Source organism: Sulfitobacter sp. AS59, assembly GCF_038899995.1.
Lineage (GTDB): Bacteria > Pseudomonadota > Alphaproteobacteria > Rhodobacterales > Rhodobacteraceae > Sulfitobacter.
This window is the reverse complement of record NZ_JBBMQK010000003.1, coordinates 362,392-387,967: the sequence shown is the minus strand read 5'-3', so window position 1 is coordinate 387,967 and position 25,576 is coordinate 362,392. Positions and strand designations below refer to the sequence as shown.

Annotated in this window: 21 protein-coding genes; 13 read left to right on the top strand and 8 right to left on the bottom strand. The window is 58.1% G+C overall.

What is annotated here, in order from left to right:
• Positions 1–15: 15 nt before the first annotated feature.
• Both xylA and WNY39_RS09330 read left to right on the top strand, forming a co-directional pair.
• Entirely contained in the window at positions 16–1,314 is a 1,299-nt protein-coding gene (gene xylA / locus WNY39_RS09335; protein WP_342845275.1) for a xylose isomerase, read from the top strand.
• Positions 1,315–1,344: 30 nt separating this feature from the next.
• The gene (locus WNY39_RS09330) at positions 1,345–2,037 is read left to right on the top strand and encodes a DUF1045 domain-containing protein (RefSeq protein WP_342845274.1); all 693 of its coding nucleotides are present in this window, start codon (positions 1,345–1,347) and stop codon (positions 2,035–2,037) included.
• Here WNY39_RS09330 and WNY39_RS09325 read toward each other — a convergent pair.
• The 4 genes from WNY39_RS09325 to WNY39_RS09310 are packed head-to-tail and all read right to left on the bottom strand — an operon-like array spanning position 2,011 to position 7,019.
• Positions 2,011–3,543 carry an indolepyruvate oxidoreductase subunit beta family protein gene (locus WNY39_RS09325; RefSeq protein WP_342845273.1) on the bottom strand — a complete coding sequence of 511 codons (1,533 nt, stop codon included), beginning with the start codon at positions 3,541–3,543 and terminating at the stop codon, positions 2,011–2,013. The two genes, WNY39_RS09330 and WNY39_RS09325, sit on opposite strands and share 27 nt — an antisense overlap.
• On the bottom strand, positions 3,540–5,678 hold the full coding sequence (locus WNY39_RS09320; RefSeq protein WP_342845272.1) for an indolepyruvate ferredoxin oxidoreductase subunit alpha: 2,139 nt from the start codon (positions 5,676–5,678) through the stop codon (positions 3,540–3,542). Before WNY39_RS09320 ends, WNY39_RS09325 begins: the two co-directional genes overlap by 4 nt.
• Positions 5,679–5,688: 10 nt before the next feature.
• Positions 5,689–6,171 carry a MarR family transcriptional regulator gene (locus WNY39_RS09315; protein ID WP_342845271.1) on the bottom strand — a complete coding sequence of 161 codons (483 nt, stop codon included), beginning with the start codon at positions 6,169–6,171 and terminating at the stop codon, positions 5,689–5,691.
• 56 nt (positions 6,172–6,227) lie between these two features.
• The gene (locus WNY39_RS09310) at positions 6,228–7,019 is read right to left on the bottom strand and encodes a cyclase family protein (protein WP_342845270.1); all 792 of its coding nucleotides are present in this window, start codon (positions 7,017–7,019) and stop codon (positions 6,228–6,230) included.
• Between the two features lie 120 nt (positions 7,020–7,139).
• On the opposite strand from WNY39_RS09310, the gene WNY39_RS09305 reads away from it, so the two are divergent.
• Positions 7,140–8,255 (top strand): aminotransferase class V-fold PLP-dependent enzyme, encoded by a 1,116-nt coding sequence (locus WNY39_RS09305; RefSeq protein ID WP_342845269.1) that lies wholly within the window; start codon positions 7,140–7,142, stop codon positions 8,253–8,255.
• On the opposite strand, the gene WNY39_RS09300 is transcribed toward WNY39_RS09305, so the two are convergent.
• Both WNY39_RS09300 and ahcY read right to left on the bottom strand, forming a co-directional pair.
• Entirely contained in the window at positions 8,252–9,412 is a 1,161-nt protein-coding gene (locus WNY39_RS09300) for an aminotransferase class I/II-fold pyridoxal phosphate-dependent enzyme (RefSeq protein ID WP_342845268.1), read from the bottom strand. The two genes, WNY39_RS09305 and WNY39_RS09300, sit on opposite strands and share 4 nt — an antisense overlap.
• Before the next feature lie 165 nt (positions 9,413–9,577).
• Positions 9,578–10,966, bottom strand: a complete 1,389-nt coding sequence (gene ahcY, locus WNY39_RS09295) for an adenosylhomocysteinase (RefSeq protein ID WP_341232829.1) — start codon at positions 10,964–10,966, stop codon at positions 9,578–9,580.
• A gap of 186 nt (positions 10,967–11,152) precedes the next feature.
• Between ahcY and WNY39_RS09290 the strand changes: the two genes are divergently transcribed.
• Both WNY39_RS09290 and WNY39_RS09285 read left to right on the top strand, forming a co-directional pair.
• Positions 11,153–11,749: an HD family hydrolase gene (locus WNY39_RS09290; protein ID WP_342845266.1), complete on the top strand. Its 597-nt coding sequence runs from the start codon at positions 11,153–11,155 to the stop codon at positions 11,747–11,749.
• The gene (locus WNY39_RS09285; protein WP_342845265.1) at positions 11,746–12,231 is read left to right on the top strand and encodes a GNAT family N-acetyltransferase; all 486 of its coding nucleotides are present in this window, start codon (positions 11,746–11,748) and stop codon (positions 12,229–12,231) included. Before WNY39_RS09290 ends, WNY39_RS09285 begins: the two co-directional genes overlap by 4 nt.
• Before the next feature lie 3 nt (positions 12,232–12,234).
• Here WNY39_RS09285 and WNY39_RS09280 read toward each other — a convergent pair whose 3' ends face one another.
• Positions 12,235–12,789 (bottom strand): ActR/PrrA/RegA family redox response regulator transcription factor, encoded by a 555-nt coding sequence (locus WNY39_RS09280; RefSeq protein WP_341232826.1) that lies wholly within the window; start codon positions 12,787–12,789, stop codon positions 12,235–12,237.
• 77 nt (positions 12,790–12,866) lie between these two features.
• Positions 12,867–13,484, bottom strand: coding sequence for an SCO family protein (locus WNY39_RS09275; RefSeq protein WP_342845264.1), 618 nt, complete (start codon positions 13,482–13,484; stop codon positions 12,867–12,869).
• A gap of 100 nt (positions 13,485–13,584) precedes the next feature.
• Here WNY39_RS09275 and WNY39_RS09270 point away from each other — a divergent pair, with 100 nt between their 5' ends.
• The 8 genes from WNY39_RS09270 to trxA all read left to right on the top strand — a co-directional run bounded on the left by WNY39_RS09270 (position 13,585) and on the right by trxA (position 25,461).
• On the top strand, positions 13,585–14,976 hold the full coding sequence (locus WNY39_RS09270; RefSeq protein ID WP_342845263.1) for an ActS/PrrB/RegB family redox-sensitive histidine kinase: 1,392 nt from the start codon (positions 13,585–13,587) through the stop codon (positions 14,974–14,976).
• A 95-nt stretch (positions 14,977–15,071) separates the two neighbouring features.
• Positions 15,072–16,583 carry a PAS-domain containing protein gene (locus WNY39_RS09265; protein WP_342845262.1) on the top strand — a complete coding sequence of 504 codons (1,512 nt, stop codon included), beginning with the start codon at positions 15,072–15,074 and terminating at the stop codon, positions 16,581–16,583.
• Between the two features lie 50 nt (positions 16,584–16,633).
• The gene (tsaE, locus tag WNY39_RS09260) at positions 16,634–17,104 is read left to right on the top strand and encodes a tRNA (adenosine(37)-N6)-threonylcarbamoyltransferase complex ATPase subunit type 1 TsaE (RefSeq protein WP_342845261.1); all 471 of its coding nucleotides are present in this window, start codon (positions 16,634–16,636) and stop codon (positions 17,102–17,104) included.
• Complete coding sequence (locus WNY39_RS09255) at positions 17,101–18,105, top strand: phosphotransferase (RefSeq protein ID WP_342845260.1); 1,005 nt, start codon at positions 17,101–17,103, stop codon at positions 18,103–18,105. The genes tsaE and WNY39_RS09255 overlap by 4 nt, the downstream gene beginning before the upstream one ends.
• Positions 18,081–18,773 carry a nucleotidyltransferase family protein gene (locus WNY39_RS09250; RefSeq protein ID WP_342845259.1) on the top strand — a complete coding sequence of 231 codons (693 nt, stop codon included), beginning with the start codon at positions 18,081–18,083 and terminating at the stop codon, positions 18,771–18,773. The genes WNY39_RS09255 and WNY39_RS09250 overlap by 25 nt, the downstream gene beginning before the upstream one ends.
• Positions 18,766–21,729 (top strand): double-strand break repair protein AddB, encoded by a 2,964-nt coding sequence (gene addB, locus WNY39_RS09245; protein ID WP_342845258.1) that lies wholly within the window; start codon positions 18,766–18,768, stop codon positions 21,727–21,729. Before WNY39_RS09250 ends, addB begins: the two co-directional genes overlap by 8 nt.
• Positions 21,726–25,103, top strand: coding sequence for a double-strand break repair helicase AddA (gene addA, locus WNY39_RS09240; protein WP_342845257.1), 3,378 nt, complete (start codon positions 21,726–21,728; stop codon positions 25,101–25,103). The genes addB and addA overlap by 4 nt, the downstream gene beginning before the upstream one ends.
• Before the next feature lie 37 nt (positions 25,104–25,140).
• Positions 25,141–25,461, top strand: coding sequence for a thioredoxin (trxA, locus tag WNY39_RS09235; RefSeq protein WP_341232817.1), 321 nt, complete (start codon positions 25,141–25,143; stop codon positions 25,459–25,461).
• Positions 25,462–25,576 lie beyond the last annotated feature (115 nt).

The following is a 25,576-nucleotide window of genomic DNA, read 5'->3' as shown; positions in this document are numbered from 1 at the left end:
ATAAGGACCCCTCCCATGACTGATTTTTTCGATGGCATCCCAGCGATCACCTATGACCCCGACGCGACCCATGATTTCGCCTATCGCAGCTATAACCCGGACGAGGTTCTGATGGGAAAAACCATGGCCGAGCATCTGCGCTTTGCCGTGGCCTATTGGCACAGCTTTGCGTGGGAAGGCGGCGACCCGTTTGGCGGTCAAACATTCGAGCGCCCGTGGTTCGGCGACACGATGGAGCACGCCAAGATCAAGGCCGACACTGCCTTTGATATGTTCAAAATCCTTGGCCAGCCGTATTTCTGTTTCCACGACGCCGATGTGCGCCCCGAAGGCGATACTTTCACCGAAAGCACAGCGCGCCTGCACGAGATCACCGATTATTTCGGCGAGAAGATGGAGCAGACCGGCACCAAACTGCTGTGGGGCACCGCGAACCTGTTTTCGAACCGTCGCTATATGGCGGGCGCGGCCACAAACCCCGACCCCGACGTGTTTGCCTATGCCGCCGCGACCGTCAAAGAATGCATCGACGTCACACACAAGCTGGGCGGTGAAAACTATGTCCTGTGGGGTGGGCGCGAAGGCTATGAAACCCTGCTGAACACCGACATGAAACGCGAACGTGAACAGGCCGGTCGTTTCCTGCAAATGGCGGTCGAATATGCGCGCAAGATCGGGTTCAAAGGCGGCATCCTGATCGAGCCTAAACCGCAGGAACCCACCAAACATCAGTATGATTACGACGTCGCAACCGTCTATGGTTTCCTCAAGGATTTCGGGCTTGAGAACGAGGTCAAAGTTAACATCGAACAGGGTCACGCGATCTTGGCCGGACATTCGTTTGAACACGAGCTGGCGCTTGCCTCTGCGCTTGGGATTTTCGGGTCCATCGACATGAACCGCAACGATTACCAGTCGGGCTGGGACACCGACCAATTCCCCAACTCCGTGCCCGAAGTCGCATTGGCCTATTACGAAGTGTTGAAGGCTGGCGGTTTCACGACCGGCGGCACCAATTTCGACGCCAAGCTGCGCCGTCAATCGCTGGACGCGCAGGATTTGATCCTTGCCCATGTCGGCGCGATGGATGTCTGCGCACGCGGGTTGAAAGCAGCCGCCGCAATGCTGGAAGATGGCAAGCTGGAGGACGCTCGCGAGGCGCGGTACGCCGGTTGGGGGTCAGCGCGCGGTCAGGGGCTGTTGAATGCCGACCTTGAGACGATCAACGCGCAGGTCAAGGCGGATGCATTGAACCCGCAACCCGCATCAGGTCGTCAAGAAGCGTTGGAAAACTTGGTTAACAGATATCTTTGACCTATCGCCAATGGCGGAGTAATTGAACCCATGTTCAAGCGCTACGCCATATATTTCACGCCCCCGCCCGGTGGTTTCAGCCAATTGGCGACCGCTTGGCTGGGGTGGGATTTGGCGCAAGGGTGCGCCGTTCCGCATCCCGATATCCCAGGGGTAAATGTCGCGGCCCTTACCGAACGGCCGCGCAAATACGGGCTGCATGCCACGATCAAGGCACCGTTTACCCTTGCCGATGGCGTGACCGAACAGGGTTTGACCGATGCGCTAAGCGCATTTTGTGCGGGCCATCCGGTTGTGATTCTTGAGGGGTTGGAGCTGACGCAGATCGGCCGGTTTTTGGCGCTGACGCCTGCGGGCGACACGTCAGCGCTGAACGGGCTAGCATCGGCTGCCATGCAGTCGCTGGATACATTTCGTGCGCCTCTAAGTGAGGCGGAATTTAATCGCAAGAACCGGCCCAATATGTCGGATCGGCAGCGCCAGCTATTGCGGCAATGGGGATACCCCCATGTCGAAGAATTCTTTCGCTTTCATATCACCCTGACGGGACCGATCCCTGACGCGGAACTGGCGCAAGTGCGCCAAGCGATTGAGGCCTATTTGATGCCAGCGATCCCCGCGCCGTTTGATATTGATAGCCTGACCTTATGCGGCGAAGATGCGGATGGCAGGTTTCATCAGGTCGCACGATTTGGGTTAGGCAAAGCTGCGAATAGTCTCTAACGCGCCGGAAAGCGCCTTGCCTTCGGGGTCTTGCAACGCCGCTTCGCGCAGGCGGGCGACCCAATCTGCCGCATCTTTGCGCCCCTTCACCATCTGCGCACCGTTCATCACGCTGTCAAATTTGGTCAGCCCCCGTGCATGGGTATCGGAATACCCCTTTATCAACCGTCGGCAGCGCAACATCTCGACGCACAGCGCATAATCTTCTTCGAGCACAGCAAAACAACTGTCCAACCACGCTTCAAGATGGGCACGCTCGACCGCGTGACGGCGGGTTTTCAGACGATAGGATTTCAACCCGCCCAAGACGTACAGCATCACGAATGCTGGCAAGCTGTCAGTTCGCAATCGCCGCCCTTTGCCAAACCACCGGTCCAGCCACGCCATCACCTTGGGCCGCCCCTCGACCCAAGCGCCAAACCTTACAGGCAACAGGCCCGCAATCTCCTCGGCCCTTGGGTGAAAATATTCGGTCAGTTGCATGACCTGATCCGGTTCTGCGCCCATTTCATTACGGATGCGGCTAAATCTGGGGCCGCGTGTTTTAATGTCAGCGACGCGGATCATGTCATCATAAGCCATTGCATTGGCGATATATTTCGCCGCCGTGATACTAAGCAGCCAATCATGCGCCGCGCTGTCACGGGCGATAACTTCGTCCAGCCGATCCAGATAGGCCGCGCCGTAAGCGTGGTCCTGAAAATCCACAACCTTATGCAGGCCGGCAGTGGCCATCTGCTGAACCATCGGCGGCATGGCATAGATACGGTCCCGCAAGGCTTGATATTCGCGCAACAAACCCTGCGGCCCTGTGATTTCGGGCAGGGTCTCTGCTTCCTTTACCCTGTCCGCATCGCCATTCTGCGCTGCATCAAACCCCGCATGAAAAGCACGCAAGCTTGCATCAACGCCTCTGCCACTTTGCCGGATCGCATCTTCGAACGCTGGGCGGGGAAAGGGCAAGGCGTCGGTCCCTGCAAGTGCCCCAAACAGGCTGGCAGAAATGACGGATCTCTGCTCGACGGCCAACTGCTCCATATCCGCTAGGACCAGTCTCTGCGCGGCGATTTCAGCGGCTGCGCGGACCTCCTCTGCGTCAGCGATCCCATCCCCCGGAGCCATCTTTTCCGACACAGCCAAGGCGCGGTGGCTTGACCCGATCAGTACGGTCCGGTCCGGCGTGACAAAGCCGCGCATGATGGCGCGCCCGACCTCCATCATCTCAGCCGCGATCAGAATATCGACGTCACCGGCCGACGGGGCCAAGGCAAAGATCGGCTGTTGATCGGTCTTTGGCGTCATTTCAAGGTAATAGATCGTGGCACCGGTGCGTTGCGCGACGCCGGCAACGCTGGTGGCCTGCACGGCATAGCCCTGGGCGCGGGCCATGGTTTCGATCCACCCCGTCAGAACGCCACCGCCCTGCCCGCCCACAGCCATGACCGCCAGTTTGGTGATCTGGGCGGCGCGGGGATCAGCGGTTTGTTCGGTGAAAAGCGCGTTCATTGCAGCATCAACCGTTTGGCGTCGCGTCTGGATTGCAGCCAACCAATCACCTTGCTGCGCTGTTTGGTGCGCCAGGATTCGAACCGCGTCGGGTTATGCACAACATCGGCCTGATAGAAGGACGGGCACAGAATGGCGGTATCCGCCACCTCGCCACAATTGCCGCAGCCGACACAGGTTTGATCGATATGGGCCACCGGATCATCGCGCAGCGGGTCATCGAGCTTTTTCAGCGACAGCGACGGGCAACCGGACAGCCGGATACAGGCGTGATCGCCCGTGCAAACATCGGGATCGACGCTAAAGCGCGGGATATCAACGCGGCGGCCTTCCTTGATCGCCTGATTGCGCAGCGGCTTTTCGCGACGCTGCTTGTTCAGCATACATTCCGACGACGCCACGATGACCTTTGGCCCGTCATAATCTGTGGTTAACGCCTCGCGCAGAACCTCGCGCATTTTGCCAACATCATAGGTGCGGTCGATCTGGCGCACCCATTCGACGCCAACCCCCCTAAGCGCCGCCGAAATGGGGTTATTCGTTGATTTAGTATCGTTTTTTGCGCGGCTCGACAGGACATCCTGACCACCTGTTGCGGCGGAATAATAGTTGTCGACGATCACCGCGACCGTGTCGGATTTGTTGAAAACCATGTTCCCGATCGAAGAGCTGAGCCCGTTGTGCCAAAAACCACCATCCCCAAGGATCGAGATCGCGCGCCGTTCGCCGCCCCCGTCAAACGCCGCATTTGACGCGGGCCCAAGCCCGTAGCCCATGGTCGCGCCGCCAATTTCAAACGGGGGCAGTGCCGCGAACAGATGGCAACCGATGTCGCCGATGATCTGGTGTTTGCCCAGCTCTTGTTCTGTCAGTTTCATCGCGGCGAAAATGGGCCGTTCGGGGCAACCCGTACAAAAGCCTGGCGGACGGATCGGGACGGTTTTCGATAAATCCGGTATCTTTGGTGCCTCGGCATTTGGGGCGCGCACCGTTCCGGGCAGCATCTCGGGCGCGGCGGTTTTCAGGAACGCGGTCACGCCGTCCAGCATGACTTGCCCGGTGTATTCGCCCGCCATCGGCAGCATATCCTTGCCGTGCAATTCGACCGAACTGCGCGATTTGTATAGAAAACTGCCAAGCTGCTGTTCGATAAAGTCGGGTTGCCCTTCCTCGACGACCAGCACGTGTTCTTTGCCTTGGCAAAACCGGTCAAATTCGTCTTTGACCAAGGGATAGGTGACATTCAAAACATAAAGTGGCACATCGCTGTTGCCGTAGATATCGGCCAACCCAAGCCGCTGAAGCGCGCGCACAACGCCGTTGTACATGCCCCCCTGAACCACAATGCCCAAAGGCGCGCGGTCGGGGCCGAACACCTCGTTCAGCTTGTTTTCAACGATGAATTTTTCAGCCGCAGGCCAGCGGTTTTGAATTTTATCCTGCTCGTGCAGATAGCTCATTGGGGGTAGGACAACGCGGGCGAAATCACTGCGCGGGGCGGACAGCGCGTCGCGCACGGTCAGCGGCGGCGGGACGTTATCGCGGGTTTCGAAGCTGCCCGTGACATGGCACGATCTGATCCGCACCATCAACATCACCGGGGTATTGCTGGCTTCCGACAGCTCGAACCCGTCTTTTACGGCCTTGGTAATACTGGGTAAATTCGGGCGAGGGTCCAGCATCCAGAACTGTGATTTCATGGCAAAGGCGTGGGACCGCTCTTGCATGATCGACGATCCTTCGCCGTAATCCTCGCCCACAATCACCAGCGCACCGCCCGTCACACCGGACGAGCTGAGGTTGGCCAAGGCGTCAGACGCGACATTGACGCCAACCGGCCCCTTGAAGGTGACAGCGCCCCGAATGGGATAGTGGACAGAGGCGGCCAACATCGCGGCGGCGGCGGCCTCGCTTGCGTTTGCCTCGAACCGGACGCTCAGTTCACCCAGCACATCCTGCGCGTCGGCGAGCACATCCATCAAATGGCTGATCGGCGCGCCTTGATAGCCGCCAACATAGCCCACGCCATTTTCCAACAGCGCCTTGGTCAGGGCCAATATACCTTCGCCGGTAAAGACATCACCCTCGCCTTTGCGCAGGTGCTCTACCTCTTTTTTGAAGGAACGTTCGGCCATCTGGGCCCTTTCAAAAGTCGTGTTTACGGATGTTTTTCAGCATCTTTTGCAACGTGCCGACAAAGGCCTGTTTTTCGTCAGCATCAATGCCCGCGAACATCGCCTGATAGGCATCGGACATATGCGGCCAAAGCCGTTGAAACGCCGCGCGCCCGCTGTCGGTCAGAAAGATGCGGGTGGCCCTGCTGTCGTCGGGGTCGGGCTGGCGGCGAACCAACCCGTTTTGCGCCAATGTATCCAAGGCACGACTAAGCGTAGATTGCTGCACGACCGCAAAAACGGCCAATTCGCGGATCAAAATACCGTCGCGTACGGACAACACCGCAAGCGACCGCATCTGCGGGGTTGTCAGGCCCAGCTTAGCCATTTCTTCCTGCATGGCCGCATTATAGCGCCCCATAATCCGGTTCATCAGGTAAGGCGCGAACTGATCCAGCCCCACCTCGCCCAATGTCGTATTGTCGTGCTTTTCAGGGCTGTCTTTGACGTCCATTCAAGGGTCCTTTCCCTGATGCAGAAGGGGTGATCGGGCCGAGCATGATGTGTGAATTAACCTTTTGGAACCAGCGCGAGCGCACGGATCGGGCTGCCTGTGCCACGCTCAATCTTGAGCGGTGCCGCGATCAGAATGGCCCCCTTGGCAGGAAGCTTGTCTAGATTGGCAAGCGAGGCGAGGCCAAAACAATTGTTTAGGTGCAGCAGGTTATGCGCGGGGTATGGCGGTTCCATTCCGCCCGCTTGGCCCGCGTCGGTGCCAATACATTGTGTGCCCCAACCGACAATCCCCTTGGACAGCAGATATTCGATACAATCAGGCGTCGGTCCGGGGCTGTGCGGGCCAGCGTCATCGGCGTTAAGGAACTTTGCGGCGTCATGCACGCGCTTGTCCCAATCGGTGCGCATCACGACCCATTCGCCCTTGCCGATCGCCCCATGTTCAGCTTCCCAAGCTTTCACACCATCGGCGGTCAGCAGGAAATCCTCGCTCTCGGCGGATTGGGCGGCGCAATCGATGACATTAACCGGCGCGACCAAGCGTTGCACATCCAGCGTATCGGTATAGCCGTCCTCGTAATCCTTGCCGGTAATCCAATGGTGCGGCGCGTCGAAATGGGTGCCGGAATGTTCGCCCAGCTTTAGCCAGTTCCACGCGAAAAACGGACCGTCATTGTCATATTCGCTGATCTTGTGAATTTCGATCTTTGGGGTGTTCTTGGCGAAATCCTCGGGCAGTTCTAAAATCGGCGTATCGGGGCCAAGGCTGCTTGAACAGTCGATCACCTCAACACCGCCAGTTGCCAACATCATTGCAAGGTTCGTCAGAGTTTCTGCGCCGCTCATCATCATATCTCCCGTGGGTATGCTGTTGCACTGTTGTTGATAAAGGATGCTACGTAGCGTTATATGCATTTGCAATAAAATTAGCGTGCTAACGAATTTACGTAATAAATTGAGGGACTTATGCCTGATCTCGGCTACTTTCTTTATCATTCTATCGGTCAATATCCGGGAAAAGCGCAGGATATGGCCGCCGCTTTGGCCGATTTTTCAGATGTCTGGGGCACGCCAGATGACAGCCAATGGCCGTCGGTTCTAACCAAAAGACAAGATTTCCTGGCCCTTTGGCGCGATCTGATAGACGCACCAGATGACACGCTGACCAGCGCTGAAAATGTCACCACGGCGCTGTTTTCGATCCTTGGCGGCCTGCCCGTCGGACAGTTGCGCGGCAAGCGGGTGTTGATCGGGGCAGATTGCTTTCCCTCGCTGCATTTTCTGCTGAACGGGTTGGCAGATCGCATGGGGTTCACCCTGCATACCGTGCCGATACGCGACGGCGCATTTTGGGTGACGGATGATGATCTGCTTGATGCGTGGGGCGCGGATGTTGGTCTCGCGCTGTTAACCTTTGTCACCTCGACCAGTTCGCACCGCTGTGATTTGCAGCGGCTGATCGCACATGGGCGCGCGATGGGGTCGCTGATCGGGGTGGACCTGACCCAAGGGATCGGGATCATCCCGTTTTCGCTGAATGACTATGCCGCCGATTTTGTGATCTCGACCAGTTTGAAATGGCTGTGCGGAACGCCGGGTGCGGGTATTATCCAGATGCGGAGTGATCTGATCGAGCAAACAACGCCCGAGCTGCGCGGCTGGTTTTCGCAGGATAACCCGTTTTCGTGGGATTTGAACGGTTTTGACTATGCCCCCGATGCGCGGCGGTTTGATCATGGCACACCATCCGTTTTGGCCTGTTTAGGGTCTATTCCTGCATTGCGCTGGCATGCGGGGCAGTCTGATCTGTTGGCCCATAACCGCGCGCTGACCGATCAAATCATTACGGCTGCGGATGATGCGGGCCTAACCCTTGCCACGCCTAGGGATGCTGAACAGCGCGGCGGGTCTGTTATGGTAAAATTACCGGAAATTGTTGACGCGCCGGCGCTGGTTGGCACGTTACGCGCGCAGAACATCCACGTCGATTGTCGCGGGCAGATCCTGCGTCTGTCGCCGGGGGCGATTACATCAGCGGCGCATGTGGAGGGTCTGTTTCAGGCGCTGAAGGCGGTGATCTAAAGCGCGTTAAAGAACCGCTGCATCCTGTCCATCGCATCGGTCAGCACGTCAATTTCCGCGCAGCCGAAACACACGCGCAAATGCCCCTCGCCCACATCCCCGTAAAAGCTGCCTGCCTCGACCACGACGCCGGTTTCCTCCAGCAAACGGTCCGCGCAATCCTGCGCGCTTAGGCCCGTCGCAGCGATGCTGGGAAAGGCGTAAATCGTGCCCTCAACCGGGGCGCAGGTGACGCCGGGCATCTGGTTCAGACGTCCAACCACCAGATCACGGCGGGCGCGATCCCGCGCGACCATACCCGCCAGAACAGACGCGTCCCCCGTGACAGCGGCAAGTGCACCGTGCTGGATGAACGTGTTCACATGGGTGACCTCGTTCGTGGTGATTTTCATCAACGGGCCCATCAACGCCGCGTCCGCCACCACATAGCCCAGCCGCCAACCGTCCATTGCATAGGCTTTGGTAAAGGCGAACATCGAAATGGTGCGTTCCTTCATGCCCGGCAAGGACGCGATCGAGATATGCGTTTCGCCATAGGTGATCTCTTCATACACCTCGTCCGAAATCACCAGAAGATCATGTTCTTGCGCGAGATCGGCAATGATTTGCAGCTCAGCTCGGGTGTAGACACGGCCCGTCGGATTGCACGGATTGATCAAGGCGATCACGCGGGTCGCCGGGGTAATATGCGGCTCTATCAAGGCGCGATTGATCGAAAACCCATTGCTTGCGTCCAAGGGCGCGATGGTCACTTTGGCCCCGGCCAGCTCGGCCTTGCCGATATGTTGGGGGTAATACGGGGCCAGCAAAAGCGCCTCGTCACCGTCATCCAGAAACGCCATGAACGCGGCAAAGGACCCTTGGGTTAGGCCGTTGGTGATCAACACATTATCGGCTGTAACGTCCAGCTTGTTCTGATCCCGCAGCTTTTCCGCCAGCGCGCTGCGCAGTTCGGGCAGGCCTTGCAGATCGGAGTAATGAACGGCCCCGGCTTGCAGCGCAGCAATCGTCGCGTCCTTGATATGCTGAGGGGTGTCTTCGGCGGGCATCCCCAGTTCCAGATGGATCAAATCCTCCGACATCCCAACGGCTTTGGAGAACATCCCAAAGTTTTTCGGGCTGGTGTCGGTAATCCGACGGGCAGGGCGAATGGGCATCAGGCTCTCCTTGCATGAGATACATGCGTTTGCACCTATTTTGATAACGCGGTCCGGGATCAAAAGCCAAGCTTAAAGGGTGACAGGAATTGCGGCCCCCTGAAACGAAAAACGCCGCCCCGACAGATGTCGAAGCGGCGCGATCTTGGGCGGGTTGGCCCGAAGTTAGTAGCGGTAGTGTTCCGGCTTGAACGGACCTTCGGGTTTGACGCCGATATAGGCCGCTTGCTCGCTGCTGAGCTGGGTCAGCTTTACGCCGATACGATCCAGATGCAGGCGGGCGACTTTCTCGTCCAGATGCTTGGGCAGGATGTACACTTCGTTTTTGTATTTGCCGGTGTTTTCCCACAGTTCGATCTGCGCCAACACTTGGTTGGTAAAGGACGCGGACATCACAAACGACGGGTGGCCGGTGGCGTTACCAAGGTTCAGCAAACGACCCTCGGACAGCAGGATCAAGCGGTTGCCCGAAGGCATCTCGATCATGTCGACCTGTTCTTTGATGTTCGTCCATTTGTGGTTCTTCAGCGCGGCGACCTGAATTTCATTGTCGAAGTGGCCGATGTTGCCAACGATCGCCATGTCCTTCATCTCGCGCATATGCTCGATCCGGATCACGTCTTTGTTGCCGGTGGTGGTGATAAAGATGTCAGCGGTTGCCAGCACGTCTTCCAACAGCACGACTTCGAAACCATCCATTGCGGCCTGCAGCGCGCAAATGGGGTCGGCTTCGGTGACTTTGACCCGTGCGCCAGCGCCGGCCAGCGATGCCGCCGACCCTTTGCCAACATCACCATAGCCGCAAACCACGGCGACCTTACCGGCCATCATCGTGTCTGTGGCGCGGCGAATACCGTCGACCAGCGATTCCTTGCAGCCGTATTTGTTGTCGAATTTCGACTTGGTCACGCTATCGTTTACGTTGATCGCGGGGAAGGGCAGCTGGCCCTGTTTCACCAGATCGTACAGGCGGTGAACGCCGGTTGTTGTTTCTTCGGACACGCCTTTGATCTGGTCGCGCATCTTGGTGAACCAACCGGGGGAGGCTTCCATCCGCTTTTTAATCTGCGCTTTGATCGCGACTTCTTCTTCGGAAGTCGGCACGGCGATCACGTCTTCGCCTGCTTCGGCGCGGGCACCCAGCAAGATGTACAACGTCGCGTCGCCGCCATCGTCCAAAATCAGGTTCGGGCCTTCGGGGAACTGGAATGATTTATCCAGGTAATCCCAATGCTCTTCCAGCGACTGGCCTTTGATCGCGAAAACAGGTGTACCGCCCGCAGCAATTGCAGCGGCGGCGTGGTCTTGGGTCGAAAAGATATTGCAGGACGCCCAGCGCACATCGGCACCCAGCACAACCAGCGTTTCGATCAGAACAGCGGTCTGGATCGTCATGTGCAGCGACCCGACGATGCGCGAACCGGCCAGCGGTTTGCTTTCACCATATTCGGCACGCAACGCCATCAGGCCCGGCATTTCAGTCTCGGCGATATCAAGTTCCTTGCGGCCATACGCGGCAAGGCTAATGTCTTTAACGATATAATCGTTGGCCATTTGGCATCCCTTTTCAAAAGATCGGATATTTGCCACGCGCGTAGCACTTTAAATCTTTAATCTCAACGATTGATGGGAATGGTGGCGTACCACCGCTATTTTGCGCCGATGCCGCGTGTATTTACGGTTTCATGATCGCGGGCTTCGTGGGAAGAACGGACAGACACACAGAAACGGAGAACCGATATGGCGCAGCAGCCCCGCGCGTGGCAACGCATGCTTTCGGGTCGCAGGCTGGACCTGCTAGACCCCACCCCGGTCGATATCGAGATTGAAGATATCGCCCATGGGCTGGCGTTTGTTGCCCGTTGGAATGGCCAAACCCACGGCGACTACGCCTATTCCGTTGCCGAACATTCGCTGTTGGTGGAGACACTGTTTGCGCGGCTGAACCCAAAGGCACCGACGAAATGGAAGCTGGCGGCGCTTTTGCATGACGCGCCGGAATATGTGATCGGCGATATGATTTCACCCGTTAAATCGGCGGTCGGGCCGGGGTATGGTGCATTGGACGAACGGTTAACGGCGGCGATCCACATCCGGTTTGGACTGCCTGCAGCGATCCCCAAAACGGTCAAGCAGCAGATAAAAAAGGCCGACAGGATCAGCGCCTGGATGGAAGCCACCCAAATCGCCGGGTTTGAAGAGGCCGAGGCCACACGGTTTTTCGGCAAGCCCGATACCAGCATTACCCGAGACCTGACAATCGTGCTGCGCCCCCCGGTTGAAACCCGCAATGATTTCACGGCCCGTCATGCGGCCCTGCTAGCGGAGATGTCATGATCAACGTAAGACGCGCCAGCGCGCTGGACGCCGCAAGTATGGCGCAACTGCTGAACGAGATTATCGAAATTGGCGGGACCACTGCGATGACGCGGCCGGTCACCGGCGATGATCTAAAAGAACGGATGGCAGCAAACCCGGACCAAAGCGCATGGCATGTTGCCTTGGATAGCGATGAAAAGGTCGTCGGGTTTCAATGGATCAGCCCCCATACCAAGTTGCCAGCCGAAGCCTGCGATATCGCGACATTCGTGCAGGTCGGGCGCACCGGCCTTGGCATCGGGTCCGGGCTGTTTAACGCCACCTCTGACGCGGCAAGGCAGTTGGGCTATGTCTGGATCAACGCAACAATCCGCGCCGATAATACCGGCGGGCTGACCTATTACCAAAGCCGCGGCTTTCGCGACTGGCACTATGACGAAGGGGTCGAGCTTGCATCGGGCTTGGTCGTGGACAGGATCAGCAAGCGGTACGACATCTAAACCCTAGCGCGGGCTTCGTTTGGCCAGAATACGCTGCAATGTGCGGCGGTGCATGTTCAGGCGCCGCGCGGTTTCTGACACGTTGCGGTCGCACAGCTCGTATACGCGCTGAATATGCTCCCATTTCACGCGGTCCGCGCTCATCGGATTTTCAGGGGGCGGTGGCAGATCATCCCCCGTCGCCAGCAGGGCATTGGTGATATCATTCGCATCCGCAGGTTTTGACAGGTAATCGGTCGCGCCGATCTTTACGGCAGCCACAGCCGTCGCAATCGCACCATATCCGGTCAGCACGACAACACGCGCATCAGGACGCTTGGCGCGCAACACCTCGACGACGTCGAGACCGTTGCCGTCTTCCAGACGCAGATCGATCACGGCATAAGCTGGCGGACGCGCGGTTGCGATGGCCCGACCAGCGGCGACAGAGCCGGCAGTTTCAACGGAAAACCCGCGCTTTTCCATCGCCTTGGCCAGACGACGCAGAAACGGTTCGTCGTCATCCACCAACAGCAATGTCGGATCTTCACCTAGATCAAGCGCGTTATTCTCAGCCATTTCATGCCTCGCAATCATTGGTTTCGTCGTCACATTACCAAGCAGCTATGTAGTGCCGCCCAATTTATGTCAACTTTTCACTGATAATCGATGAAACAACCAATTTTGTCAGCCATTTGCTCGGGCGTGACATCGCGCCTAAAGAAATCCACAAACCCTTCGCCGGGCATCACCAGATAGCTAAAGGTAGAGTGATCCACGAGATAGAATTCATCCTCGGCGTCATGGGCCTTGTAATAGGTGCGATATGCCTCGCTTGCGGCTTTTACCTGTTCCGGTGACCCGGTCAGGCCGATCATCTTGGGATGCATGTTATCGGCAAAATCGCCCACGACTTCGGGGGTGTCCCGCGCCGGATCGATCGAGATAAAGACCGGCGTGACCGACATGCCGCGTTCAGCAAGCACATCAACCGCGCTTGCGTTGCGGGCAACATCAAGGGGGCAAACATCAGGGCAGAAAGTGTAACCAAAGTAGAGTAAGCTGGGTTCAGTAATGACATCCGCGTCGGTCACGGTTTGACCTTCGGCATTCACCAGCTCAAACGGGCCGCCCAGATTATCACCGCCGGCAACGGCAGAATTTTTACATTGCGCATACTTGTCATCGCCATCACCATTCAGGCCCATTACATAGGAAATCGCAACAAACCCAACCGCTACGACGACGGCACCTATTGCCAGTATTTTGTTCATATCCATTCTCCTACGCCAAAAGGCGCTCTTGATCACTGATTACGGCAGACCTACGCTTCTTACCTATCAATGCAATGGGCTAACTTGAAAAGGTGCGCCAATGACGCAGGCCACAATCAAACCGTTGGGCGATCGCACCCGTGCGAATTGGATCAGGCTGCGTACCATGATTGTGCTGCGGTGGGTCGCCATTGCGGGGCAGCTTACCGCCATTACCGTAGCGGATCGTCTGTTCGGCCTCCAGCTTGAGCTGGGGCTGTGCTATTTCGCCGTCGGCGTTTCGGTGGTCGGCAATCTGGTCGCGATATTTGTTTTCCCCGAAAACAAGCGCCTTTCAGAGTATGAGAACCTGTCGATGGTTCTGTTCGATCTGCTTCAGCTTGGGTTTTTGCTGTTCCTGACGGGCGGCCTGCACAATCCGTTTTGCCTGTTGCTGCTGGGGCCGGTCACGATCTCGGCCACGACGCTTAGCCTGAGATCGACGGTAATCTTGTGCTGCACCGCAATCGGCCTTGCCAGCCTGTTGGGCGTCTATCACTTTCCGTTGAACACCCAAAACGGCGGCGTGTTGATGATGCCCGGCATTTTCGTGTTCGGCCATTGGATTGCGCTTGTGATCTCGATCCTGTTTTCGACCGCCTATTCCCGGCGGGTGACGACCGAAATCCATTCGATGTCAGACGCCTTGGTTGCCACGCAGATGGCACTGGCCCGTGAACAAAAGCTGACCGATCTGGGTGGTGTCGTGGCCGCAGCCGCACACGAGCTGGGCACGCCGCTGGCCACGATCAAACTGGTTAGCGCGGAACTGCTGGACGAATTGAAAGACAACCCAGAGCTGGCAGCCGATGCCGCGTTGATCCGCAATCAGGCCGACCGGTGCCGCGATATTCTGCGTGACATGGGCCGCGCGGGCAAAGACGATTTGCACCTGCGGCAAGCCCCGCTAAGCGCGGTTATAGAAGAGGCCGCTGAACCCCATATCGCCCGCGGTAAAACCATCGAGTTTTCCTTTGGCCAAGACAGCGGATCAACATCCCATCAGCCGTCAATTCTGCGCAAACCCGAGATCATCCACGGCCTGCGCAATTTGATACAAAACGCTGTCGATTTTGCCGATAGCACCGTCTGGGTCGAGGCAAACTGGACCGACACGCAGATATCGATACGTATTTTTGACGACGGCAAGGGGTTTCCCCCACATCTGCTTGGCCGCATTGGCGACCCGTTGATGCGCAGACGCCGGTCGCACGGCAGCGCGCCCCAGCGCCCCGAATACGAAGGGATGGGCCTGGGGCTGTTCATCGCGAAAACCTTGCTGGAACGCTCCGGTGCAGAGCTACACTTTGCCAATGGATCAGACAGCGCATCGCGGGCGGACCAACGCAAATTGGGCGCCGTGGTCGAACTGGTCTGGCCCCGCAGCAAGATTGATGCCGTGTATGGCGAGACGTCGATCCCCACCGGTAAAAACATGCCGATCACTACCTAGGGGTGCATTTACCTTACGGACACCACTCAAGCGATTAACGAAAAGTTAATATCTGGGGACCTACCATTCCGTTAAGAAGCCCGGAGTGTTGGTTGATGCTGCTCTTTGATATCTTTTTAGTCTTTTGCGCCGCCACCGTTTGCGGTGCGATGGCCTTTGCCTGGCTGAATACCCCTCAACAACACCCCACGCCCAGCCGTGCGGAAGCCACGACAGATCAAGTCTATCTTTTTGATCAGGGCGTCCTGCAACACGCATCAGAAGCGACCCAAAATCTGGTCCCGCTCGAGGCTGGCTTTCACGAATGGACCGATCTGCGCGAAAAGATCGTAGATCGCTTTACGTTATTTCCAAAGCAGCCCAAGCTTTACGGCACCGGCAGTATGACCCTTGATGCGATTGACATGAACGGGCCGACACAGATCAACATCAGTTGGGACAACGGGCTGAACTGGGTGCAGTTTCTAAGCCTTGAAGACGATCAACCGTCAGATGCGCTGGAAAGCCGGATCATGTCGCACGGCTTGACCGCCAGCCTGACCATACCTGTTTGGCAGGTCTCGAACGATGGTGCCTTGATCTGGTGGAACCCGGCCTACGAGGCCCTGCACGCCCGCGTTTTTCCGGCCCTTCCTATTGAGGATAAGCTGATTTTCCCGCCTGAAGACGAAACAACCTGCCAGCGGGTTTCCGTGCGCGACGTATCCACCGGTAAGAAAGAATGGTTCGACGTCACCTATCGCGAGGTTGACGGCGTGCTGAATTACCAAGCCATCTGCATCAGCAACCTTGTCCACGCCGAAGAGGCCCAGCGCAATTTCGTGCAAACCATGACCAAGACATTTGCACAATTGTCGATAGGGCTGGCGATCTTTAACCGGAACGGGCAGCTCGCGTTGTTCAACCCGGCACTGGTCGATCTGACCGGCCTCCCGGCCCAGTTTTTAAGCACCAGACCCGCCCTGCAAACCTTCTTTGACCGCCTGCGTGAAACCCGCAAAATGCCCGAGCCAAAGAACTATGCCAATTGGCGCACAGCGATTTCCGAACTGGTAAACGCGGCGAATGATGGCAGGTATGACGACACGTGGTCGCTGGATTCAGGTCAGACCTTTCGGGTAAAGGGCCGCCCGCACCCCGATGGGGCCACGGCCCTGCTGATCGAAGACATCACTGCCGAGGTCAGCCTGACACGTCATTTCCGGGCCGAGCTTGAGCTGGGGCAATCCATTTTCGATACGCTGGATGACGGCATCGCGGTATTTTCCGGCACCGGCATTCTGACATTCTCGAACAAAGCCTATCAGAAACTTTGGAAAGTAGACGCCGAAACCAGCTTTGCCGATGTGACAATCCACGATTCCATTCAGGACTGGAAACGCAAGGCCGCGGAAAACCCAATGTGGCCCGAGATTGAAAGCTTTGTGCGCAGTTTTGAGGATCGCAAAAGCTGGAGCATTCCGGTCTACCTGACCGACGGCACCCATATGACATGCCTGATTTCGCCCATCGTTGCCGGTGCGACGCTTATCAGGTTTCACATCGTCAAACGGCCTGATGCCCGCGCCCGCCTAGGATCGCCCCAAGATATGCTGAGCAACGTTTAACGTCGCCTTTCGCCTTGCGGCGCACCTGCCCGGCCAAGTAGCTTGGGCACATGTCTGACCACACCCTTTCCCTTGATCTGCAAAACGCGGAAGAAACAAGCCAAGCGGCGCGCGCCCTTGGTGCCGCGTTGACGGCAGGCGATACGATTTTGTTAACCGGCGACGTGGGGGCTGGCAAAACCCATTTTGCGCGGTCCTTGATCCAATCCCTGCTGACCACACCCGAAGACGTGCCATCGCCGACATTCACGCTGGTACAAACCTATGACACATCGGCGGGGGCGATTTGGCACGCCGATTTATACCGCCTGACATCCACATTCGAGATTGAGGAGCTGGGCCTGTCCGATGCGTTTCAGGATGCGATATGCTTGGTCGAATGGCCCGATCGCCTTGGAGAGTTGAAGCCAGACGGCGCATTGGAAATCACCCTTGAAACCACGGGCGAAGACAGCCGGGTTCTGACCGCATCTTGGGAAGACGATAAATGGGTGGCCAAATTGAAAGGCTGGCGCACATGACCAACCGCAAGACCGCGTCACAAGAGTTTATCAAAGCCGCGGGTTGGGGCGATGCCCGGCAATCCCTGCTGGCCGGCGACGCATCTAACCGCCGCTATGACCGCCTGACCGCGCCGGACGGCAGCACCGCAATTTTCATGGATGCTCCGCCCGCCAAGGGGGAGGATGTGCGCCCCTTTGTCCACATCGCCAAGTTTTTGATCGAAAACGGGCTCAGCGCCCCGCGCATTCTGGCCCAAGACCCCGACAACGGGTTTCTGCTGATCGAGGATCTGGGCGACGCGTTATTTGCGCGGCTGATGGTCGATCAGCCGGAAATCACCGGCCCGCTTTATGCAGCCGCCACCGACATGCTGGTGAGCTTGCACAAGACCGAACCGTTGGAACTGCCGATCTGCGATTCCAACTGGCTGGTTGCCATGACCGATCTGGTTTTTGACTGGTACGCCGGCGATGGCGCGGCTTTTGCCCGTTTTGACACGCTCTTCCGCCCCTTGGCGCAGCTGCTTGACCCCGTTCCCCGCGTCGTGATCCTGCGCGATTTCCATGCTGAAAACCTGCTGTGGCTCCCTGAACGGACGGGCATCGCACGTGTTGGTGTGCTTGATTTTCAGGACGCGCTGCTAGGCCATCCCGCCTATGATCTGGTGTCGATCCTCCAAGACGCCCGCCGCGACGTAGCCCCTGAAATCGAGGCCGAGATGATCGCGCGTTACTGTGCAAATACCCGCACAAAAATTGCGGCATTCCATACCGCCTATGCCATCATAGGGGCCCAGCGAAACCTGCGCATCTTGGGGATATTTGCACGGCTTTGCCTGCGCGACGGCAAGGCGCATTATGTGGATTTCATCCCCCGCGTCTGGGGCTATCTACAGCGCAATCTTGAACACCCCGATCTGGCAGATCTGGCCGCATTTCTGGCAGAAACCCTGCCCAACCCCAGCCCCGACTTCCTTGAGGATTTGAAAGCACGATGCGCGACACACCCAAATCCGTGATGATGTTCGCCGCGGGCTTTGGCACGCGGATGAAACATTTGACCCAAGATCAGCCCAAACCGATGGTCAAGGTCGCTGGTCGGCCGCTGATTGATCACGCGCTTGATCTGGCGAACGGGATCGCGCCGGATCGCATTGTCGCGAACCTGCATTACAAACCCGAACCGCTGCTGGCGCACCTTAAGGGCCGCAACGTTCAAACCATCGTTGAAACGCCAGATATCCTTGAAACCGGCGGCGGGTTGCGCAATGCCTTGCCGTTGCTGGGCAAGGGGCCGGTTTTCACCATGAACACCGATGCGATCTGGGCCGGGCCGAACCCGCTGGCGATACTACAAGACGCGTGGAACCCCGACATCATGGATGCGCTGCTGATCGGCATCCCCACCGCGCAGGCCGTCGGTCATTCAGGCACAGGCGACTTTGTTATGGATCAGGACGGGCGGCTGACCCGTGGCCCCGGCGTGATCTATGGCGGCGTACAAATCATCAAAACCGACTTGTTAGAGACTATTCCTGACCACGCATTTTCCCTGAACCTGCTGTGGGACAAGATGCTAACGATGGGCCGCATGTACGGTGTGCGCTATACTGGAAAATGGTGCGACGTGGGCCACCCCGAGGGGATCACCCTTGCGGAAAACATGCTAAGGGATGCCGATGTTTGAACCCTCTGGCACGCCGCGCGTCTATGGCCTCGCCCCCGGCGTGGACTTCCCCCAAGAGCTACTGAAAGGTCTGCTTGACCGACTAAAGGGGCATCCCCCGCAAGCGATTGCGCGCATTGATCTGGTGGTAAACACCCGCCGTATGCAGCGCCGGCTGCGCGGGTTCTTTGATACCGGTCCGGCCAGCCTGCTGCCGCGCATCCATATGATTGACAACCTTGATACTCTGTCCTCCGGCGTGGCCCTGCCCCGCCCCAGCCCCGCGTTACGACGGCGGCTAGAGCTGATCACGCTGGTGTCAAAACTGCTGGATCAAGCGCCCGATCTGGCCCCGCGCGCGTCGCTTTATGATCTGTCCGACAGTCTGGCCGGTTTGATCGACGAAATGCAGGGCGAAGGGGTTCCGGTCGAGGCGATCACCAATCTGGATGTCAGCGATCAGTCAGGCCATTGGGAACGCGCCAAGCAATTTCTGGACATCGCGCACCGCTATCTGGGCGAAAGCGTCACCCGCCCTGATCCGCGCGCACGTCAACGTCAGGTCGCGGCGCAGCTGATCGCAAGCTGGGCGAAAAACCCGCCCCAGCATCCGATTATCGTGGCCGGTTCAACCGGGTCGCGGGGCACATCAGCACTGTTGATGCAGGCCATTTCCCGACTGCCCCAAGGTGCGATCATCTTGCCCGGTTTCGATTTTGACATGCCCGGAAATGTCTGGACAGATCTGGGCGAGGATCAGGAAAAACTGTCGCAAGACCACCCGCAATACCGGTTCCGCGACATGTTGCGCGCGCTTGATATGTCGCACAGAAATGTCGCCGCGTGGACGGATCAACCACCCCCGTCGCCCGAACGTAACGCATTGGTATCATTGTCATTGCGCCCTGCCCCGGTGACCCATGTGTGGCTGACCGAAGGGCCGAAACTGCCCGATCTTAACCGCGCGACCCAAGGGTTAACCCTGATCCAAGCCCCAACGCCGCGGGCCGAGGCATTGGCCATTGCGATGCGTCTGCGCCAAGCTGTGGAAGACGGCCAAACCGCAGCGTTAATCACGCCGGACCGGATGCTGTCGCGACAGGTCACGTCGGCATTGGACCGCTGGAATATCCTGCCCGATGACAGCGCCGGATCGCCCCTGCACCTGTCGCCCCCCGGCCGTTTCCTGCGCCACATCGCCGATCTGTTCCTGCGCAAGCTGGATTCAGAGGCGCTTTTAACCATCCTCAAACATCCGCTCACCCACAGCGGCGGCGATCGGAACCTGCATCAGCTCAACACCCAACGGTTAGAGCTGCAATTGCGCCGCGACGGTCTGCCCTATCCCGATGCCGAAGGTATCTTGCGCTTGGCGCGAAAATCCGTGGCGCGGTCAAAGCAGCCCGATCAGATGGACGCTTGGGCCACTTGGGTCGGCGAGAATTTCACCGATCTTGAGATTGCTGGCGACCTGCCGCTCGAAGCTTGGGTCGCACAACATCTAAGTCAGGCAAAAGCCATCGCAGACGGATCAAACCCCACATCAAACAGTTGGCTGTGGCATCAAACGGCGGGCGAAGAAGCACAGAAAGTCATGACCGATCTGGCTGAAAACGCGCAGTATGGCGGTGACATGTCTGCGTCGGATTATGCCGATCTGGTCAGTGCCCTGCTGCAAAACGGCGAAATCCGCGAACGCGACGCCCCCCACCCCCATGTGATGATCTGGGGCACGATGGAGGCCCGCGTTCAAGGCGCCGAGTTGATCATTATGGGCGGTCTGAACGACAGCACTTGGCCCGAGGCACCGCCGCCCGATCCGTGGCTGAACCGTCAAATGCGTCTAAAAGCCGGGTTGCTGTTGCCGGAACGGCGCATTGGCCTGTCTGCCCATGACTATCAACAATCCATCGCCGCGCCCGAGGTCTGCCTGACCCGCGCCATCCGGTCGGACGAGGCTGAAACCGTGCCGTCGCGCTGGCTGAACCGGCTTGGCAATCTGCTGAACGGGTTACCCGATCAGGGCGGCAAAACCGCGTGGAATGCGATGATTAAACGTGGTGATCATTGGCTTGAACAGGCGCGCGCCTTGGAAACGGTCACCCGTGTCGATCCCGCGACACGCCCCTCGCCCCGGCCGCCGCGGGCCGCGCGGCCACATGCGCTGTCGGTGACCGAAATCAAACGCCTGATCCGCGACCCATATGCGGTTTATGCCAAACACAGCCTGAAACTGCGCGCGCTCAATCCGTTGGTTCAATCGCCTGACGCGCCTGTACGCGGCATCATCGTGCATGAAATCATGGAACGGTTCATCAAATCGGTGTCCGCGAACCCCGCAAACCTGACAAAATCCCACTTGTTAGAGACTGCCGCGCAGGTTCTTGAGGCCGAAGCCCCCTGGCCTGCTGCCCGTGTTATGTGGCTGACCAAAATCGAACGCATCGCCGATTGGTTCATCGAGAACGAGACCAAGCGCCAAAGCTATTCCAGCCCCGCCGCGTTTGAAAAGGCCGCAAAGGGCAGCCACAGCTTTGCCGATCTTGGCTTTACCCTTACCGGATTTGCCGACCGGATCGACCGCACGGATGATGGCGACATCCTGATCTATGACTACAAAACCGGCGCACCACCCAGCAAGGCCGAGCAAAAAGCCTTTGATAAACAACTGTTGCTTGAGGCCGCGATGGTCGAGGAAGGTGGTTTCAAACAGATCGGCCCCGCCCATGTCGCCAATGCCGCCTATATCGGGCTGGGCAGCAACCCGGTCGAGCTTTCTGCCCCGCTCGAGGAAGAGCCGCCGCACGAGGTGCTGGCCAAGCTGCACGCGCTAATGACCAGCTATCTGTCGGACGATCAGGGGTTCACGTCCCGCCGCATGGTCAAAACCACCGATTTCGCAGGCGACTACGATCAGCTTGCCCGCTTTGGCGAATGGGATGGCACGAATGACCCCGTGCCGGAGGATCTGACATGACCGCGCATTTCGATGATGCAACCCGCGCGCAAATCGATGCCGCCCGCCCCGATGCGTCCACTTGGTTGGGGGCGAATGCGGGGTCCGGCAAAACGCGGGTTTTGACCGACCGTGTCGCGCGTTTGTTGCTGAACGGGGTCGAACCACAGCATATTTTGTGCCTGACCTATACCAAGGCCGCCGCGTCAGAGATGCAAAACCGGTTGTTCAAACGACTGGGCGCTTGGGCGATGCTTAAGGACAATGATCTGCGCGCGTCACTGGCTGAACTGGGTGTCACCGACGCATTTACCCCCGAAAAGCTGCGCATGGCGCGCACGTTGTTTGCCCGCGCGATTGAAACGCCCGGCGGGCTGAAGATTCAAACGATCCATTCATTTTGCGCGTCCTTGCTGCGGCGTTTTCCGCTTGAGGCGGGGGTAAGCCCGCAGTTCACCGAAATCGAAGACCGCGCCGCCGATCTGCTGCGGGCCGAGATTGTCGATAAAATGGTCGAAGACCAAGATGGGCAATATGTGGTCGCCCTTGCCCGGCATTACACTGGCGAGGATTTCAGCAAACTGACCCGCGCCATTGTTGGCGAACGCGAAGGGTTCGAGGTGCCTTTGACATGGGGTGATGCGCTGGCGCTGTTCGATCAACCCGCTGACCTGACCGAAGACACCATCGCGGCCTCGGTTTTTCTGGGGTCCGAACGCAGCATCATCGACGAGATGATCAGCGTCATGAAAGACAAAGGCGTCACAGATCAGAAAAACGCCGACAAGCTGCGGTCGATTGGCGCGCTCGACTTCACTGCGCTGCCCGTCCTCGAAGGAGTGTTTCTGACCGGCGGGTCTGCCGCGTCGCCGTTTAGCGCGAAAATTGGCAGTGTGCCCACCAAGGCATCGCAAAAAGCGTTGTCGCATATCATGGCGCAGGTTGATGATCTGATGGCGCGGGTGGAAAGCGCCCGCAATGCGCGGTTGTCGCTGAAAGCGGCGCAAAGAACATTCGTTTTGCATCAATTCGCCCATGCGTTCCTGAAACGCTATGCGCTGGAAAAACAAAAACGCGGCTGGCTGGATTTTGACGATCTGATCCTCAAAGCGCGCGCTTTGCTGACCAACCCCGCCGTTGCCGCGTGGGTTCTGTACCGGATCGATGGCGGAATTGACCATATTCTGGTGGACGAGGCACAAGACACCAGCCCGCGCCAATGGGACGTGATTGAACGGCTCACGGATGAATTTTACAGCGGCGATGGTGCCAACGAGGGTGACGCGCGCACCCTGTTCGTGGTGGGTGACAAAAAGCAGTCTATTTATTCGTTCCAAGGGGCCGACCCGCGCGAATTTGACCACAAACAAACCCTGTTCGAAGGCAAAATCACCGATGCCGGGCAGGTTTTCCAACGGCGCAGTCTGGATTATTCGTTCCGGTCGTCCTCCGCGATTTTGCAATTGGTCGATACCAGCTTTGCCCCCCATGCCAGCGCCGGATTTGCCGCTGATAGCAAACATATCGCGTTCAAATCCGCCCTGCCCGGCCGCGTTGATTTGTGGCCCCTGGTCGAAAAATCAGAAGAACCGGATGATCGCGAATGGTCCGACCCCGTCGATCAACAATCAGATCACCATCATACCGTGGTTCTGGCCGATAAAATTGCCGCGCAGATCAAGACCTTGACCGAGGGCGAACATTATATCCCCGTTGATGCAGATGCGCCCGGCGGGTTTGAGCGACGGCGCATTCGGGCGGGTGATTTCCTGATCTTGGTTCAGCGGCGCAGCGCCCTGTTTTCCGAGATTATTCGCGCCTGCAAGACAGCGGGCTTGCCGATTGCAGGTGCAGATCGCCTCAAGGTTGGGGCAGAACTAGCGGTCAAGGATCTGGCGGCGCTGCTGTCGTTCCTTGCCACGCCAGAAGACAGCCTGTCGCTGGCCACGGCGCTGAAATCGCCCCTGTTCGGATGGTCCGAACAGATGCTGTTCAAGCTGTCGCATTACAGGACCGAAGACCACCTGTGGCAGGCGTTGCGCGACAATCCCGATTACCCCGAAACCGTCGAAATCTTGCGGGATTTGCGCGATAAGGTTGATTTTCTGCGGCCCTATGACCTGATCGAGCGTATTCTGACCCGCCATGAAGGTCGCCGTAAGCTGCTCGCACGGTTGGGGCCAGAGGCTGAGGATGGCATTAACGCGATGCTGGCCCAAGCGCTGTCTTATGAGCGCGGCGCGATCCCTAGCCTAACTGGGTTTTTGGTGTGGATGCAGACCGACGACCTTGAGATCAAGCGCCAGATCGACAATGCGTCGGACCAGATCAGGGTGATGACGGTGCACGGTGCCAAGGGGCTTGAGGCGCCGATCGTGATCCTGCCCGATACCGGCAAACGCAATCTGGTGATCCGCGACGAGATTATCAAAATGGGCGATACACCCGTCTGGAAGATGTCTGATACCGATATGCCAAGCGCCATGCGCGATGCATTGGAAGCCCGAAAGGATCGCGAACGTGATGAGCGTTTGCGCCTGCTGTATGTGGCGATGACGCGGGCGGAAAAATGGCTGATCGTGGCCGCCGCCGGTGACCTGCCCAAGGATGACAGCAGTTGGTACCAAATGATCGGTGCCGCCATGGGTCAGGCCGGTGCCACCCCTGTCGGAGAAAGCGGTAAGCTGCGATTTCAGGCTGGCGATTGGGACGGGCTGCCCATTCGGGATCACAAAGCAGATGCCACAATTCGCCCATCGTTAGAGCCTGTTTTCGCAAGCAAGGTCACGGACATACCACACCGCTTTGAAACCAAATCCCCGTCGGACCTCGGCGGTGCCAAAGCACTGCCCGGAGAGGACGGCATGACCGAGGATGAGGCCAAAGCCTATGGCACCCTTGTCCATAAACTGCTTGAGACCATGCCCGCCTTGCCCACTGACATCTGGGATGATCAGCTGCGCAGCATCAGCGACGGGTATGATCCGACCGTCGCCAACCGCGCCCTGCAAGAGGCCGTGAGCGTCATGACCAAGCCAGAGATCGCCCACGTCTTTGCCCCCGATGCGTTGCTAGAGGTGCCGATTACAGCCCAGATCAACAAATGGCGCATTCACGGGTCGATTGACCGCTTGCTGGTGTCGGATACGGATGTCTTGGCCATTGATTTCAAAACCAACCGCGTAGTGCCATCCACCCCTGCCGCCTGCCCCGACGGGATTTTGCGCCAAATGGGTGCCTATGCCGCCGCCTTGGCGCAAGTCTTTCCAAACCACCGTATTCGCACGGCAATCTTATGGACGCGAGATGCCGCCCTGATGGAACTGCCCGACGATCTGATCACAAATGCCCTGTCCCGCGCTGTCGATCTTGACGAAGGCACAGCGGCTACATAGGTTCCCATTCTAATCATTCCTTGTGCAGGAGAGCATCATGGCCACGGTCGCAGTCACAGACGCAACATTCGACGCTGAAGTTAAAAATTCCGATATCCCTGTCGTAGTGGATTTCTGGGCAGAATGGTGCGGTCCCTGCAAGCAAATCGGACCGTCCCTTGAGGCGCTTTCCGAAGAAATGGGCGGCAAGGTCAAAATCGTCAAAGTAAACGTTGACGAAAACCCCAACAGCCCGGCGCAAATGGGTGTTCGCGGCATCCCTGCCCTGTTCATTTTCAAAGGCGGCGAAGTCGTTTCCAACCTGTCCGGCGCACGCCCAAAGGGCCAGATTCAAAGCTGGATCGAAGAGTCGATCTGAACCAAATTCATGTAATTTAGCCAAGGGCGCACCGGAAACGGGGCGCCCTTTGTGTATGGTCCGGCCACGACGCGCCCAAACCCGCAAACACCCGCCGGTGCCAAGGGCCGCACCC